This window comes from Argonema galeatum A003/A1 (genome assembly GCF_023333595.1).
GTDB lineage: Bacteria > Cyanobacteriota > Cyanobacteriia > Cyanobacteriales > Aerosakkonemataceae > Argonema > Argonema galeatum.
This window is the reverse complement of sequence record NZ_JAIQZM010000040.1, coordinates 14,765-28,827: the sequence shown is the minus strand read 5'-3', so window position 1 is coordinate 28,827 and position 14,063 is coordinate 14,765. Positions and strand designations below refer to the sequence as shown.

Genomic DNA, 14,063 nt, shown 5'->3' with positions numbered 1-14,063 from the left:
TCTAATACCAAGCTTGCTCTCATTGCCAACTCATATTGCTGTGACTTAATAGCAATAACCGGGTTGGTGCGTCCGCGTTCGCTAAGCTTGCTACTTAAGGCATAAATTATGCGTAGCACAGATCGCCAAATCCAGTTTTCTTTGTTCTATCAGATAACAAAAATTATGCACCCAATAGTCACAAAAGCTTCTACCTTTATCGGCAGAACTTCGGGACGCATCTATTTATTGTCAGCTGTCCTCATCTTTGCTGCCGCTAATTCGGTGACGCGACGCTTAACGGAAATCGGTTCTCAACACTTAATAGACGGCAGAAATCCCATTTCCTTGTGCAATGTTTTATTTGTCGGCAATCTTTGTGCTTTACTGGTACTGATTCCCATCTATGGTCGCCAATTAAATTTTGATTCTCTCAAACAATTATCTAGAAAAGATTGGCTGAGTTTGACAGCGGTGGCAATCTTGTCGGGTGCGATCGCACCCGGTTTAATTTTTACAGCCCTTTCTCTGACAATGGTTAATAATGTTGTTTTGGTCGGACGCATCGAACCGCCTCTAATCTTAGCTTTATCTGTTTGGTTTTTACGAGAAAAAGTTAATATTTGGGCAGTTGCTGGTGCGTTTGTTTGTCTGGGCGGAGTAGCCGTCACGCTATTCTTGCAAAGTTTAGGGCAAAATGCTCCCGATTCGGGATTTTTCATCCACATAGGAACAGGCGAATTGCTGACGGCTGGAGGAGCATTAGCCGCATCAGTCGGTAATCTTATCAGTAAAGTAAAACTGGCTAATATACCTTTAGGAATATTTACCATCTTTCGCATGGCTGTAGGAACAGTAGTCTTTTTCTTTATAGCTTTGTATCTATACGGGTCAGAACATTTCATGGACGTATTCACACCTTTTTTGTGGCAATGGATGTTAATTTATAGCGCAGTAATTGTCGTAATTGGGCAATTAGCGTGGTTTATGGGTTTAAAAAAATCTACGGCATCGGAAATATCGTTAGCTAGTTCTTTTACGCCGATCGCCGGAATTTTGGCAGCTTATTTCATTTTGGGCGAAGCACCAAACTTGGCGCAATATATTGGTGGCAGTATAATTATAGGCGGTATTATAATAAGCCAAATTGGTGTATGGCGTCAGTCAGCGGCTGTTCCCCTAAGTTATAAGAAAGAAATAGACATGGAAATTGGATTTAAAGGAATATGAAATTATGGCAGTTGAATATGATATAGTTATCATTGGCGGCGGTTCTGCTGGTTTGGTGGTTGCTAGCGCAGCAGCCCAATTGAAAGCAAAGGTAGCGCTGGTGGAACGCGATCGCCTTGGCGGGGACTGTCTCTGGTATGGCTGCGTTCCCAGCAAATCCCTCATCCACGCTTCTAGAATCGCTTATGAGGTGAAAAATGCCGCCCGCTTTGGCGTTTACTCCCAAAACCCTGAGATTGACTTTGCCAAAGCGATGGGTCACGTCCGGGGTGCGATCGCAGCCATTGAACCCCACGACTCACCAGAACGATTTCAATCATTGGGCGTTGAAGTAATTTTTGGTTCGGGTCAATTCACAGATAAACAAACTTTTGAAGTTAACGGTAGACCTTTAAAAGCAAGGGCATTTGTGATTTCTACAGGTTCTCGACCGGCAATTCCTCCCATTCCCGGACTTCAAGAAGCTGGATATATCTCAAACGAACAAGTTTTCAACCTAAATCAGCGTCCCGATTCCCTCGCCGTAATTGGCGGCGGGCCGATTGGCTGCGAATTGGGGCAAGCTTTTTCCCGCTTAGGTACTGAAATTACTATTATTGCCAGTAGCGACTATCTTTTACCCAAAGAAGATCCAGAAGCAGCTAAAGTTGTGCAATCTCAATTTGAATCGGAAGGCATTCGCGTCATCACCAAAACACGAGTCGAACGGGTGGAAATTGCCGATGGGAAAAAGCAACTATGGGCAGGAAAGCAAAAAATTGCTGTCAATGAAATCTTAATCGCAACTGGACGAAAACCAAATATCGAATCCCTCAACTTAGAAGCTGCTGGAGTGGAAATTGACAAACAAGGAGTAAAAATAAACGCTAAACTCCAAACAACAAATCCTCGCATTTATGCCTGCGGCGATGTGATTGGCGGCTATCAATTCACTCATGTGGCTGGTTATGAAGCGAGTGTGGTATTGAAAAATGCCTTGTTCTTCCCCCTCAGCAAAACCAATTATCGGGTAATTCCTTGGGCGACATTTACCGATCCTGAATTAGCGCGTGTCGGCTTAACCGAACAACAAGCCAAACAGGAATATGGCGATAATATTTATGTGCTTCGCTGTGATTTTGCGGATGTCGATCGCGCCCAAGCCGAAGCCGCCACAAGTGGATTTGCTAAAATAATCACGCGCAGCAACGGCGAAATACTCGGTGCTACTTTGGTTGGCCCATCTGCGGGTGAATTAATCCACGAAGTCGTTTTGGCAATGTCCAACAAGCTGAAAGTTTCTGCCCTCAGCGGTATCATCCACATCTACCCGACTCTGGCAGAAGTCAACAGCAAAGCGGCACTTCAGCTAACCAAGCAAAAATACGCCAAAAACCAAACGCTACAAGCCTTGCTAACCAAATTCTTCGGCTTCAGGCGGAATGTGGGATAAAAAGGCGACATTCCAGTGTCTGAGCTATGCTGGAGCCATCTGGTGAGAGAAATTCAGCACTATGCACAGGCTGCTAACAGGGCGATTGAAGGTTGAAAATTTGACAGTTGCGATCGCAGATTTACCAGCGTCGTTGCATGGCACAAAAATAGTACAGTTGTCCGATTTCCACTACGATGGTATCCGACTTTCGGATAACTTGCTTGAAGATGCGATCGCAGCCAGCAATCAAGCCGAACCCGACCTTGTACTACTCACAGGTGACTATGTAACCTCAGATCCAGCCCCAATTCATAAATTAGTATTACACCTAAAACACCTGCAAAGTCGTTTCGGTGTCTGTGCCATTTTGGGCAACCACGACATTTACTATCGCCACTCAAAAAAGGAAATATGTACTGCCCTCACCAACATTGGCATTAACGTTCTCTGGAATCAGGTCATTTATCCACTCGGCCCCGGATTAGCCCTAATAGGGTTAGCTGACTTCCGTTCCTCCAAGTTTAAACCAGCCTCGGTAATGAAACAGGTGGACGCCGCCACTCCCCGCATTGTCCTATCCCATAATCCAGATAGCGCCGAGATTCTACAACAGTGGCGGGTAGATTTGCAACTTTCAGGCCATACCCACGGCGGTCAAATTTTGCTGCCCGGCCTAAGCCCCCTGCCTGCATGGCTGCCAACCCTTACTCGCCTCATTCCCAAACCCCTGCGCCGCCATGTTCCATACCTCCGTAAGGATTCTCGGAAGGTGTTTCAGCATTGGGAATGGGCACAAGGTTTGCATCAGGTTGGCACCAACCGTCTGTATGTCAATCGCGGATTGGGAACCTATTTACCCGGACGCTTGTTTTGTCCCCCAGAAGTCACGGTAATCCAATTAGTTAATGACTAATTTCAGATTTCAGATTTAAAATTTCCGATTTAAAAAGGGAAGATTGTCAATTCAAAATAAATTTGAAATCGGCAATCGAAAATTTGAAATTTTATAATGATATCGTGTCCGGTTGCATCGTTAGTGTAAGAGTGATACGGGAAATTGTCTGTTGTCATTGGGGGTTAAATTTTTACCGCAGATGAAGACAGATTAACGCAGATTAACGCAGATAAGAGAGCGATTTTTCTCTTGCAATCGATGCGTAAGGACATGATATGACTAATGACTAATGACTAATGACCAATTTTAAACCCGCCCAGCTACTTCGGAAAAATTTAGTAGCTAACGGCGGGTTACGATCTGTCGAGTTAATTGGAACGAATTACAACGAGATATTTCCAAAAAGAAGGTGCTTTAATAAGGTGGACTTGACTCGCAACCGACCGGAATCCTACTTGTATATCACCTCCGTCAATTCAGACAGCGATTTTTGCTCTGCGTCCTAATATCAAAATTAATTCTAGGGGAACGCAATGAACTTTTCTTCGATGAATTTCACGCCGGTCATGCGTTGCGTTTGGATTGGAGCAGGAGGGCACTGGCTCGCATCCTGTGAATTTTGTTTGAAGATTTTCTTGCTTGGTGCCTTACTTTTTAAAGTAGCATCTGTTTACCAGTTCTGTCGTGGTAATTTACTAAAGTTTATATTGCTTTATTTTTTGAAATATAGCAACCGCTCTCGTCGGTTAGGACGTTCTTAATTCCTGAAATCCTTGATTCTAGACCCTTCTTCCCCTAGCCCCTAGTCCCTAGCCCCTAGTCCCTAGCTATAGTTCCTAACTCTAATTCATTTTTAAATCCCCTGGCACAAAAAAAAGCCCCCGATCGATTTGAGGGGGCTGAAAACCACGAAGACCATTAGGAAGCAATTGTCACGCCAGATACAAGATTGGAAGTTTATTGACCTGATCCACCTGCACCGCCGGTGGCAGAACCGCTACCGGATGTGGAACCACCTGTACCTCCCGTGGCAGAACCGCTACCGGATGTGGAAGTACCTGTGCTACCAGTGGCAGAACCGCTACCAGTCGTGGAAGTACCTGTACCTCCGATTCCAGAACCGCTACCGGATGTGGAAGTACCTGTACCTCCCGTGGCAGAACCGCTACCAAATGTAGAAGTACCTGTGCTACCAGTGGCAGAACCGCTACCGGATGTGGTATCGGTTTGACCTAGCGAACCAGGAGTTGTAGAGTTATTATTTCGGCTTTGGGGTTGAGCGGGTGTAGACTGGACAGAAGGCAGTTGTCGATCGCGCGACTCGGTTTGCGATCGAGATTCATTCCGCGAACCTTGAGGCGTAGCGCTATTGTCCTGGCGTTGTTGCACAGAACTGGGTGGCACAGTAATGTTAACGTTTGGGGCTGGTGCTGGAGAAGACGGGGATTGTTGAATGGTAATATTCGGTTGTGGTGATGGAGAAGCCTGTGTTTGGGGAATCGGAACTATTTGTGGAACTCTCTCGATCGTTCTTTCCCGTTGTATGATAGTTCGTTCGGGCGCAGGACTTGGTGATTGAGTCGCTCTAGGTACAGGTACAGGTACGATCGTAGTTGTAGGTGTAGGTGCGGGCCGATCGTTTTGCTGGTTCAGGAAGTAGTAAAGCCCAGCGCCGAGACCGACAAGAGACGTAAGGATAATGCCTAGCAGCAAGCCGCGAGAAGCATTATTGTTATCGCGAACGACTTGATTATTTTCTAAGTGGCGATGTTCGGCAATTTGACCGTGAGTGTAGCCGTCCCGATACTGTTCAGGTGTACCGGCGTTGCGAACAGTTTCAGACTTTTGCGTTTCTTTGGCATGAGTGTTTCCGTCACTGTCTTTATAAAATTCACGCTCAGAAGTTGTGCGATTATTTTGGTCAGGCATGGCTTTTGATGGAACTCCCTAGAGGAATAAATAAACGTACAGATTTACTGCATTTGCCTAAGAAGCCGATTTGAACAGCGACTTATAAGCTCTATAAATTAAGCAGGATTGAACTTTCTTATCCTGTACAACTACAATAACCTATACCCTAAAGCTGCTGGCTCTATCCGCAGTGATGATTGTCCTTCCCCCAAAAGGTTGAGTTTTGACGGGAGTTCGCCTTTGACAAAAAGCCACAAGTTATGCTGGGTAACACTTTAGGCGATGTTCCACGAGGAAGCCTGACAACTTCTGTATATTTGATGTTGTATCCCAAACCCGCTCTTGCCAAAGTGCTTCTAGATAACTCAGAATTGCTCAAACAGGTGTGGCAGGCGATCGATTGCCTACGGTACGCTACCTGTGCAAGCATCGCTCATGAACTTTAATTTATTGGACAAGAAACAGTGAAACCTATTAGATTAACTAATCATGTCCAGGAACAAGCAATTGAAAGAGGTACAAATGAAGCAGAAATTATTGATACCATTATTACAGGTAATCGACAACCTGCTAAAAATGGTAGTTACAAATATCAAGCTACTTTTCAGTATAATAATGATTGGCAGGGTAAGTTCTACTCTCTCAAGAAAGTAGTACCGATTGTTGCCGAGACTGATCCTGAGTTAGTCGTTATCACAGTGTATACTTTTTATTTTTGAGGTAAAAGTTTATGAAGATTAGTTATGATTCCGAAATTGATGCTCTCTACATTAGACTTGTAGAAGGTAAGCATCAGTGTCGCACTTTACAGTTAACTGACGAAATTGCTTTAAATATTGGGCAAAATGAGTTATTAGTAGGGATAGAAGTTTTAGATGCTACACAGGTTTTAGGTGCAGGAAGTATCCCTAATGTAGTTTTAGAAAATATATCTTTTACCGTAGCTTAAATAGGGAAAGCGATCGCGTCAGGCAGGTCTAAGAAATCAACTCCAGTAAACTTACTACTGGGCTACGGCTACCAAATTTCTGATGATATATTGATGGGTAAGGGTCAAGTGTACGGGGGTGGGTTGTACAAGCTAGAGCAGAAATATCTGGGTAATTGCAATATTAACCTTGAGCTTGAACTAGCTGCTGCTTAACCACTTCGATAGGAGACTTATCAATAAAGTAAGCAATTGCAGCCCGCCCAAGAGCTTCTGTTCCTAAAGCAGCAGTTCCACCAGCAATGTAATTTCCCATACCAGGCAAAGAGCTTGCCAGCAAAGTAGAAAACCCCTCAATTCCAACGTTAAAACCAGCAGTAAATCCAATAGCTACCAGAAACTCCAAAAAAGCGTTCCATGATAATTCTCTTCCAGCAACAAAGATAATACTGCAAATCATACAAGAGCGAATGAACCCTACACAGGGCATACTCAATAGCATCATCGTAAAACCAGCTACACCAGATAATGCAGATGTTATTCTAATGATACTGGTAGCCATCTTTTTTTGAAATTCTGGAACCTTTGCCAAACGTGCGAAGTAAAGTTTAGCTTCTTTAGGCAATTCTTCCAAGAGAATATGAACAAGATAATCAATTTGCCATCGATTATCCTCTTTTTCATTTAAAGTTCCATCTTCAAGATATTCAGCATAGGCAACTATTGGAATGACATCTAAGAGCTTATTGCGAAGATACTCTCTTGATTGCAGATGAAGTTTTAAAACCTTAACTGCTTCATTTATGTTGACCTTTTTTTTTGGATCATCTATCGGCTTCTTAGGAGGGTCTAATTCATCACATTGGGTAATTATTCCTAGAATATGTAAGCTGCGAGAATGAATTTTTTCAATGTTTTTAAGCAAGTCTTCAAAGATATCAAGATCGCCCTGAATTGCTGCATCTAATTCCTTAGCTTTGCACAGAAAGAGAGTAGCATCTGGACACTTCTCTCGAACTGAATTTAGGATACTTTCGCTTGTGGTTGCAGCCTCATCTTTTTCTACGGGTTTGCTTCCTTCTTGAATACCGCGTGTATCCAGAATTTCAATTTTATTACTACCATTTAACTGGTAGGTTAACCATAGAGATCCGCCAGTTTGCGCCCTCACTGGCCCGATCTCCGCTGCCCGATGACCGAATATAGCATTAATAAGCGTTGACTTTCCTGCACCACGTCTACCAACAAGCATAAAACGGGGTGAACGCCTATTTTTAACTAGACGGAGAAAATCCTCTAAATCTTCCTTCACTTCTTTGGTGAGAAAAGGAGGGAGACGAGAAAGTTGCTCAAGGTATTTCTCGATCTGATGTGCAAAACTGTCCTCATCGGATTTGTTAGTAGTAGTCATACATTAGTGTGGGGAAAAGCTGTTGTTTGCCATATTTTAGTATTTTTATCTTTTAATGTCAAATACATTTCCACCTTTTTCATTCCCATACCCGCTGAAGGTCATAGGCATCAAAAGCCACATCGCGACTAATCAAAACAAGGGAATGATTCATCGCCTGTGCGACCAGAATGCGATCAAACGGATCTCGATGATGTAGGGGTAAGTTAAGATAGCGCTCTGTATCAGAGAATGTGATGGGCAAAACCTCTATTTTTAGTTGTTGTGACACTTCCTCTAACTCAGAGAATGAGTTTTGTAAGCTAAGTTTTCCTAAACCAAGCTTAATTGAAATTTCCCATAAGCTGGCGATACTCAACCAGAGAGTGTTACTTGGATATTCAATAATTTCTGCTGCTTTAGAACTTAATTCTTTACTGTCTTGCAAGTACCAGAGAAAAGTATGAGTATCTAGTAGAATATTCATGTTTACATATAATCCTTTAAATCTTCGAGAGGTTCATCAAAATCATCAGACATCCAGATTTTACCTTTCCAAATTCCCAGTCCGCCTCGCTTGGCAGCTTTTTCCGTTTGAGAAGTGTCTTGTGTGTATCGGGTTACAAGAAATTCTGTATAGTCAAGGACTGCCTGTTTGACAGGTTCAGGCAATTTTTCGACATTTTTTAAAATAGCAGTTTCTATCATCATTTTTTACTCTCTTTTAAATTTGAGACAAACTAGATAAAAGCATGATTATCCAATAGTAATCTATTCATATCAAGTCCGGTAGCAACAGACTTGTATATGTTGTCTGATTGTAGTGGCGGGTAATGTCCTAAAGATTGTCTGAACGATCGAAGGGTGCATCTGCCAAACCCGCCCCGCCGCCGCTCCAAAACATGAAGCCGATATTCCTCAGATTAAGGTAAAAGCGCCCTCCAAGTACTGCCCCCAACAATTCCATCGGGGTTAAGCCGATAATTCCGCTGTGCAGCTTTGACGGCGATTTCCGTATCCGCGCCGAAAATACCGTCCACATTGCCAGTGAAAAATCCTGTTGCTTGCAGCCGCTTTTGCAACCAAAACACGGCTGGGCCGCGCATTCCCAGTTTTAAAGTTGGTAAATCGGCTGCTGGGGGCTCAGAGGCCGTAGCTGAACTGGTGTTGGTTGCCGACTCTGGGGAACGGGCAGATGGGGGAGAAGACGGTGTGGGTGGCGTCAGCGGAAAGAGACGTTCCCACGTTGCTGTGCCGACAATGCCATCGATATTTAAGCCAGCAGCTTGCTGAAACCGGGAAACTGCGATCGCAGTACTCTCGCTGTAAGTGCCATCCACAGATCCACTGTAATATCCCAACAGTTTAAGCGCAGCTTGCAGTTCCGACACCGCAACTCCCTGGCTACCGCTTTTTAGGATCGGTCGGACTAGGGACTCCGGGCCTTTGACTTCAGACTCTAGACGACTGACTCCCTGGCTGAGTGCGGGTTGGATTTGCTGCCAACTTAACAAGGAAATAGCAAACAGAAACGAGTAAAAACGTGACTTCAATCGATTTTGGATTTGGCGCGAAGTGGGCGTCTTGGCAAGCGAGTGTGGTCTTGGGGGTTTCCCCCATGAACACCTCGCGCTGGTTCCCGTCACGATGCCCACCGAAGCACCAGAGGATTTTGGATTTGGGATTGACCCCCAGAAGGTCGAGAGGGGGCTGAAAGTCGGGGGTTTAAGACCTTTTTGGTTTTCAGTCATAGGTCATCGGTTATTAGAATACAGCCCCTTTCAGGTGAGTGATATTATTTCCTTACGCATCGATTATCTAAAAAACTCTTGTTCTTATTCTTATCTGCGTTCATCTGCGTGTATCTGTCTTCATCTGCGGTAAAAATCTAACCCCCGATGAAAACAGACAATTTGACGATATCACTCATGTACTAACGATGCAACCGGACAAGATATGAAGTACAAAGAAAGCCGGTTTCTTAAACAATAACTTGGACAAAGAACCGATCGCAAATTAATTTTGCGAACCCTGTTCTACCAGACCATCGACAGCATATCCTGGCCCAACTAAGGACACATAGGGCTCAACAAAATATCGACAAGCCACATCCATCGCTGCTTCGGCTGTAACAGCCGTAATAGCTTCGGGGAAAATGTTATCAAATTCAATACCCAGTCCTAAGATTTCGTACCAGGCAAACACCTGGGCAATTTGAGCGTTGGTTTGTTTGCCCAAGGCGTATTGACCCAGCAGCTTATTCTTAGCAGCTTGGAATTCTTCTGGTTCAAGGCGTATTTTACACAAACGATCGACTTCCGATCGCAAACCCTCTAACGCGATCGCAGTATTTTCGGGAGCCGTACCCAGGTAAACTGCAAATTGCGATCGATCTAACCTTGTCGGATAGAAAGCAGAAACCTCATAAGCCAAGCCCCGCTTTTCTCGCAATTCCACAAATAAGCGACTGGAAAGACCGTTACCCAAGTAAGTGTTGAGCAACTTCAGAGCCATATAATCGGAACTTCCTACCGATGCGCCCAGATACCCCAGCATCACGATCGATTGCTGGGTTTGCTGGCGGGTAACCGTGGGGTGAGGAAAAGGGATAATCGTGGGCAGATTCAGCGTCGGTAAAGGCGTTGTTGGTGCTTGCCAATCGCCCAGCACTTGCTCGACTTGAGCTAGAGCATCTTCTGGTGCGATGCGGCCTACTACACTGATTACTATATTATCTGGGCGAAAGTAACTGCGATGATACTCCTGCAAATCAGTACGAGTGAGGTTTGATACTGTGGCTTCAGTACCCAGACCGGACATCGAATATGGATGATTTTGATACATCGCTTGCCGCAGCTGCTCAAAAGCGATCGTAAATGGCTGTTCCTGTTGCGATCGAATTGCCTGTAAAGCCATGCGCCGTTCTAGTTCCACTTCCGCTTCTGGAAAAGTAGGCATTCGCAGCAACTGTCCTGCCAATTCCAGCATTTCCGGAAAATCTGCTGAAACCGTTTTCATACTCACTAAAAAATAATCCGCAGCGGCGTCGGCACCCAAACCAGCCCCCAACGACTCCACGCGATCGGCAATTTCTGAGGAACTGAGTTTAGAGGTTCCCTTGGTGAGTACAGCTGCCAGCAAATGTGCCACACCAGCTTGCGACTTTAGTTCGCAGCGACTACCGGCACGCAAAAAAATGCGAGTAGCAATAATATCGGCAGCGGGATTTTCTACTGCGATTACTACAATGCCGTTCTTTAATACAGTTCTCTTAATACTTTGATTAACGTAATCTTGCATTCTGGTGATTAGTCATTGGTCATTAGTCATCGGTCATTGGTCATTGGTCATTAGTTATTAGTACAAATAACCAATAACTTTTAACAATTAGTCGTTCGGTTTTAAGATAGTGACGGCATACCGCTCTGGAGAGAGATACTGCTGCGCTAGCTGCTGGAGGTCTGGTGCCTGAAATCCTTGAATCTGCTGCGGATAGGTGACCGCTATTTCCGCCTCAGCGATCGTATTGTAGTACCCATACAGTCCAGCCAACTGCCCCGGCGATTCTGTAGAAAACGCATAATCATTACACAGCTGACGTTTGCTACGCTTCAGTTCTGCCTCTGACATCGGCGATGAGTGCAGCGAAGCGAGGCTAGAGCAAATCAGCTCCTCCACTAGCTGCAAATGTTGCGGTTCCAACCAGGCGCTAATCGTAAATAAACTCGACTCCTGCTGTAGCGAGAAACTGCTGCTAACATTACTTACCAATTGTTCTTCTTCCCGCAATTGCTTCACCAATCGAGAACAGCGCCCATCTCCCAACAGCGCCGAGAGCAAGTCCAACCCGTAGGCGCTGCCTAGTTCTTCCACCCCAGGCCCCGCCCAAGCCATCATCAAACGAGCTTGCTCTAGCCGGGGCAAACAAAGTTCCTGGCGGCGAATTTCTCTGAGCGGTTTAACGATTTTTTTTGGCACCAATTGGTTCCAAACAGACGGAGCTTTAAACTGCTGAAATGACTGCTCCACCATATCCAGGGCTGATTCTCGGTCTACTCCCCCCACAATTACCACAGTCATATTTTCCGGTTGGTAGTGGTAAGAGTGAAACGATCGCATCTCCTCCGGCGAATGGTTTAGCAAGTGCATTTCCGTACCCAGCACCGGACGACCGTAAGGGTGGCACTCATAAACGCTCTCCATCAGCGCTTGGAAGCCCAACCAATCGGGATTGTCCTGGGCTTGACGAATTTCCTCAAGCACGACATCCCGTTCCCGGCTAAATTCATCTGCTGGAATCGAGGCATTCAATAGCAGTTCCGCCAAGTATGGCAAAGTATCTGCCAAATACGGCACCGCTGTAGTGATAAAAAAGTGAGCATAATCGTGGCTTGTGGCGGCATTCGTCACACCTCCCCGATTTTCCACAATTTGGTCAAACACGCCTGGAAGCACTTGGTCGGTGCCTTTGAAGATCATGTGTTCCAAAAAGTGGGCCATACCAGACCATTCATTCGGTTCTCGTATAGCACCCGCCCGCACCCAGACATCCACCACTGCTACCGGAGTAGCCGGTATGTACTGATGGATAACAGTCAATCCATTCTCTAGCCTGAATACATCAGCTGGGAACTCTGATACCTTCGGCAGTTGAGACAAAACGCTTAATCTCAAACCCGCATCCCACTCGTTTTCAATTATGTTAGCGCTTCTTGTCCAACTTATAGCTAGGGACTAGGGACTCTCTTGCTAGGGGCTAGGGAAGAGGGAAGAGACAAAAGGGTTACGGAGTAAGAGTTGGAGTTGTTCTAACCGACGAGAGCGGTTGCTATATTTGGAATCAAGAAATACAGATAGCGGTTTTAAGCTGCATACAAAAATACCCCTGTCAAGCAGACCGGGGTATTTTATTCTTTAAAGGTATTCCGCAACGCCGTCTTACCTCAGTTTTTGACCTGGAAAAATCCAGGTGGGCACTCTAGGCTATAGCTTAAAAGTTTCCGGGTACAAGCCCGGTCTACTGCTGCTCAAACCTTTTGGTTCCCTTTAGAAAAGGCATAGTCAAAAAACATTATTGGCAGTCACCAACGCCGCAGAACGACCTGTTTCATATTCTAGCGTACAGATCGAGAACTGTACCAGATGGATTCAAGAGTTTGTGCCACTACTTGTGCCTCAGACTTGGTTGCCCCATCCAAAAGAACGGTAACGTGGCCGAGTTTGCGACCGGGGCGGGATTCGCTTTTACCGTACCAGTGGACGTGAGAGTTGGGCAATTGAGCTAGCTGTTGCCGTTTGGCGAGGTAATCGTTGTGGGAATATTCGTAACCCAATAGATTCACCATGACTGCTGCACCGCACTTTAGGGCTGGATTGCCCAAGGGTAGGTCGCAAATGGCTCGCAGATGTTGCTCAAATTGGGAGGTATAACAGGCATCAAGGGTGAAGTGTCCGGAGTTGTGGGTGCGGGGTGCGATTTCATTGACCAATACTTTGCCATCAGCGGTCAGAAATAGTTCGATGCCAAATACTCCGACAGCTTGTAGGCTATTGAGTAGGGTATGAGCGATCGCTTCAATCTGTCCGGTTACTGCTGGGTCGATACCTGCTGGCACCAGCACCCGCCGACAAACCTGTTCTTCCTGCTGGGTTTCTACGACAGGATAAATTGCCATCTCGCCAGCACTGGAACGAGCTGCAATTACCGCCAGTTCCCGTTCAAAGGGGATAAATTCTTCTAGCAATACGGGGGTATGTCCGAGTCGCTGCAAAGTCGCTTCCAGGGCTTTCCGGTCTTTGATGATAAAAGTTCCCTGACCATCGTAGCCGTGCCGTCGCACCTTTAATACTGCCGGGAATGGAATTGGATATTCTCCCCCTCTCCCCCTCTCCCCCACTCCCCCACTCCCCCTCTCCTCAAGGGCGACAAATTTCGGGACTGGTAAACCCAAATCCCTTAAATAGCAGCGTTGGTCGTATTTATCCAGTAGGGGCGCTAACGCCTCTAGTCTGGGACGAAACAAAACGCCTTGCTCTTGTAGGGGCATTAGAGCTTCCAGGTTGATAAACTCATTCTCAAATGCGATCGCATCGCAGCGAGTTGCTAGCTCAGCTGTGGCCGCAGAATCATCCACAGGTGCAAAAATGGTGAAGGCTGCAAATGCAACAGCTGGATCGCTGGGATGGGGCGTTTGAATCGCTAACTCAACTCCCAACGCCTTTGCTGCACCCGCCATCATCCAAGCTAGCTGTCCTCCCCCAATAACCCCAACTCGCTTAATATTGTTCATTGCTAATTGTCATTAGTCATCCGTCA

14 protein-coding genes and 1 other RNA gene are annotated in these 14,063 nt (G+C 45.6%); 6 read left to right on the top strand and 9 right to left on the bottom strand.

The features are described from left to right. Window positions 1-108 precede the first annotated feature (108 nt). From LAY41_RS27285 to LAY41_RS27275, 3 genes are all read left to right on the top strand, one after another. The gene (locus tag LAY41_RS27285) at window positions 109-1,209 is read left to right on the top strand and encodes a DMT family transporter (protein ID WP_249104983.1); all 1,101 of its coding nucleotides are present in this window, start codon (window positions 109-111) and stop codon (window positions 1,207-1,209) included. A 4-nt stretch (window positions 1,210-1,213) separates the two neighbouring features. Further along, window positions 1,214-2,641, top strand: coding sequence for a dihydrolipoyl dehydrogenase family protein (locus LAY41_RS27280; protein ID WP_249104980.1), 1,428 nt, complete (start codon window positions 1,214-1,216; stop codon window positions 2,639-2,641). A gap of 61 nt (window positions 2,642-2,702) precedes the next feature. Next, window positions 2,703-3,536 carry a metallophosphoesterase gene (locus LAY41_RS27275; RefSeq protein WP_249104978.1) on the top strand — a complete coding sequence of 278 codons (834 nt, stop codon included), beginning with the start codon at window positions 2,703-2,705 and terminating at the stop codon, window positions 3,534-3,536. Between the two features lie 939 nt (window positions 3,537-4,475). Here LAY41_RS27275 and LAY41_RS27270 read toward each other — a convergent pair. Then, complete coding sequence (locus LAY41_RS27270) at window positions 4,476-5,447, bottom strand: hypothetical protein (RefSeq protein WP_249104976.1); 972 nt, start codon at window positions 5,445-5,447, stop codon at window positions 4,476-4,478. A gap of 242 nt (window positions 5,448-5,689) precedes the next feature. Between LAY41_RS27270 and LAY41_RS27265 the strand changes: the two genes are divergently transcribed. From LAY41_RS27265 to LAY41_RS27255, 3 genes are read left to right on the top strand one after another with little or no spacing between them, the layout of a single operon-like run. After that, on the top strand, window positions 5,690-5,875 hold the full coding sequence (locus tag LAY41_RS27265; RefSeq protein ID WP_249104975.1) for a hypothetical protein: 186 nt from the start codon (window positions 5,690-5,692) through the stop codon (window positions 5,873-5,875). A gap of 18 nt (window positions 5,876-5,893) precedes the next feature. Then, window positions 5,894-6,148, top strand: coding sequence for a DUF4258 domain-containing protein (locus LAY41_RS27260; protein WP_249104973.1), 255 nt, complete (start codon window positions 5,894-5,896; stop codon window positions 6,146-6,148). 11 nt (window positions 6,149-6,159) lie between these two features. Next, a complete protein-coding gene (locus LAY41_RS27255; protein ID WP_249104971.1) occupies window positions 6,160-6,378 on the top strand; it encodes a DUF2283 domain-containing protein in 219 nt (72 codons plus the stop codon). A 163-nt stretch (window positions 6,379-6,541) separates the two neighbouring features. Here the strand turns inward: LAY41_RS27255 and LAY41_RS27250 are convergent, their stop codons facing one another. The 8 genes from LAY41_RS27250 to LAY41_RS27215 form a co-directional block, all read right to left on the bottom strand. Then, window positions 6,542-7,768, bottom strand: a complete 1,227-nt coding sequence (locus LAY41_RS27250) for a GTPase (protein ID WP_249104969.1) — start codon at window positions 7,766-7,768, stop codon at window positions 6,542-6,544. A 79-nt stretch (window positions 7,769-7,847) separates the two neighbouring features. After that, on the bottom strand, window positions 7,848-8,234 hold the full coding sequence (locus LAY41_RS27245) for a type II toxin-antitoxin system VapC family toxin (RefSeq protein WP_249104967.1): 387 nt from the start codon (window positions 8,232-8,234) through the stop codon (window positions 7,848-7,850). Window positions 8,235-8,236: 2 nt separating this feature from the next. Continuing rightward, complete coding sequence (gene vapB, locus LAY41_RS27240; RefSeq protein WP_249069767.1) at window positions 8,237-8,458, bottom strand: type II toxin-antitoxin system VapB family antitoxin; 222 nt, start codon at window positions 8,456-8,458, stop codon at window positions 8,237-8,239. Between the two features lie 212 nt (window positions 8,459-8,670). After that, a complete protein-coding gene (locus LAY41_RS27235) occupies window positions 8,671-9,300 on the bottom strand; it encodes a peptidoglycan-binding domain-containing protein (protein ID WP_249104965.1) in 630 nt (209 codons plus the stop codon). A gap of 463 nt (window positions 9,301-9,763) precedes the next feature. Further along, on the bottom strand, window positions 9,764-11,047 hold the full coding sequence (locus LAY41_RS27230; RefSeq protein ID WP_249104963.1) for a M16 family metallopeptidase: 1,284 nt from the start codon (window positions 11,045-11,047) through the stop codon (window positions 9,764-9,766). A gap of 87 nt (window positions 11,048-11,134) precedes the next feature. Further along, window positions 11,135-12,406: a M16 family metallopeptidase gene (locus LAY41_RS27225; RefSeq protein ID WP_249104961.1), complete on the bottom strand. Its 1,272-nt coding sequence runs from the start codon at window positions 12,404-12,406 to the stop codon at window positions 11,135-11,137. A 259-nt stretch (window positions 12,407-12,665) separates the two neighbouring features. After that, window positions 12,666-12,849: non-coding RNA, 6S RNA (gene ssrS / locus LAY41_RS27220), on the bottom strand. 12 nt (window positions 12,850-12,861) lie between these two features. Beyond that, the gene (locus LAY41_RS27215; RefSeq protein ID WP_249104959.1) at window positions 12,862-14,037 is read right to left on the bottom strand and encodes a 5-(carboxyamino)imidazole ribonucleotide synthase; all 1,176 of its coding nucleotides are present in this window, start codon (window positions 14,035-14,037) and stop codon (window positions 12,862-12,864) included. Between the last annotated feature and the right edge of the window lie 26 nt (window positions 14,038-14,063).

Coding starts and splice junctions, on each gene's coding strand:
- LAY41_RS27285 (WP_249104983.1), top strand. CDS start 109: ATGCGTAGCACAGATCGCCAAATCCAGTTTTCTTTGTTCTATCAGATA.
- LAY41_RS27280 (WP_249104980.1), top strand. CDS start 1,214: ATGGCAGTTGAATATGATATAGTTATCATTGGCGGCGGTTCTGCTGGT.
- LAY41_RS27275 (WP_249104978.1), top strand. CDS start 2,703: ATGCACAGGCTGCTAACAGGGCGATTGAAGGTTGAAAATTTGACAGTT.
- LAY41_RS27270 (WP_249104976.1), bottom strand. CDS start 5,447: ATGCCTGACCAAAATAATCGCACAACTTCTGAGCGTGAATTTTATAAA.
- LAY41_RS27265 (WP_249104975.1), top strand. CDS start 5,690: ATGCTGGGTAACACTTTAGGCGATGTTCCACGAGGAAGCCTGACAACT.
- LAY41_RS27255 (WP_249104971.1), top strand. CDS start 6,160: ATGAAGATTAGTTATGATTCCGAAATTGATGCTCTCTACATTAGACTT.
- LAY41_RS27250 (WP_249104969.1), bottom strand. CDS start 7,768: ATGACTACTACTAACAAATCCGATGAGGACAGTTTTGCACATCAGATC.
- LAY41_RS27245 (WP_249104967.1), bottom strand. CDS start 8,234: ATGAATATTCTACTAGATACTCATACTTTTCTCTGGTACTTGCAAGAC.
- vapB (WP_249069767.1), bottom strand. CDS start 8,458: ATGATGATAGAAACTGCTATTTTAAAAAATGTCGAAAAATTGCCTGAA.
- LAY41_RS27230 (WP_249104963.1), bottom strand. CDS start 11,047: ATGCAAGATTACGTTAATCAAAGTATTAAGAGAACTGTATTAAAGAAC.
- LAY41_RS27215 (WP_249104959.1), bottom strand. CDS start 14,037: ATGAACAATATTAAGCGAGTTGGGGTTATTGGGGGAGGACAGCTAGCT.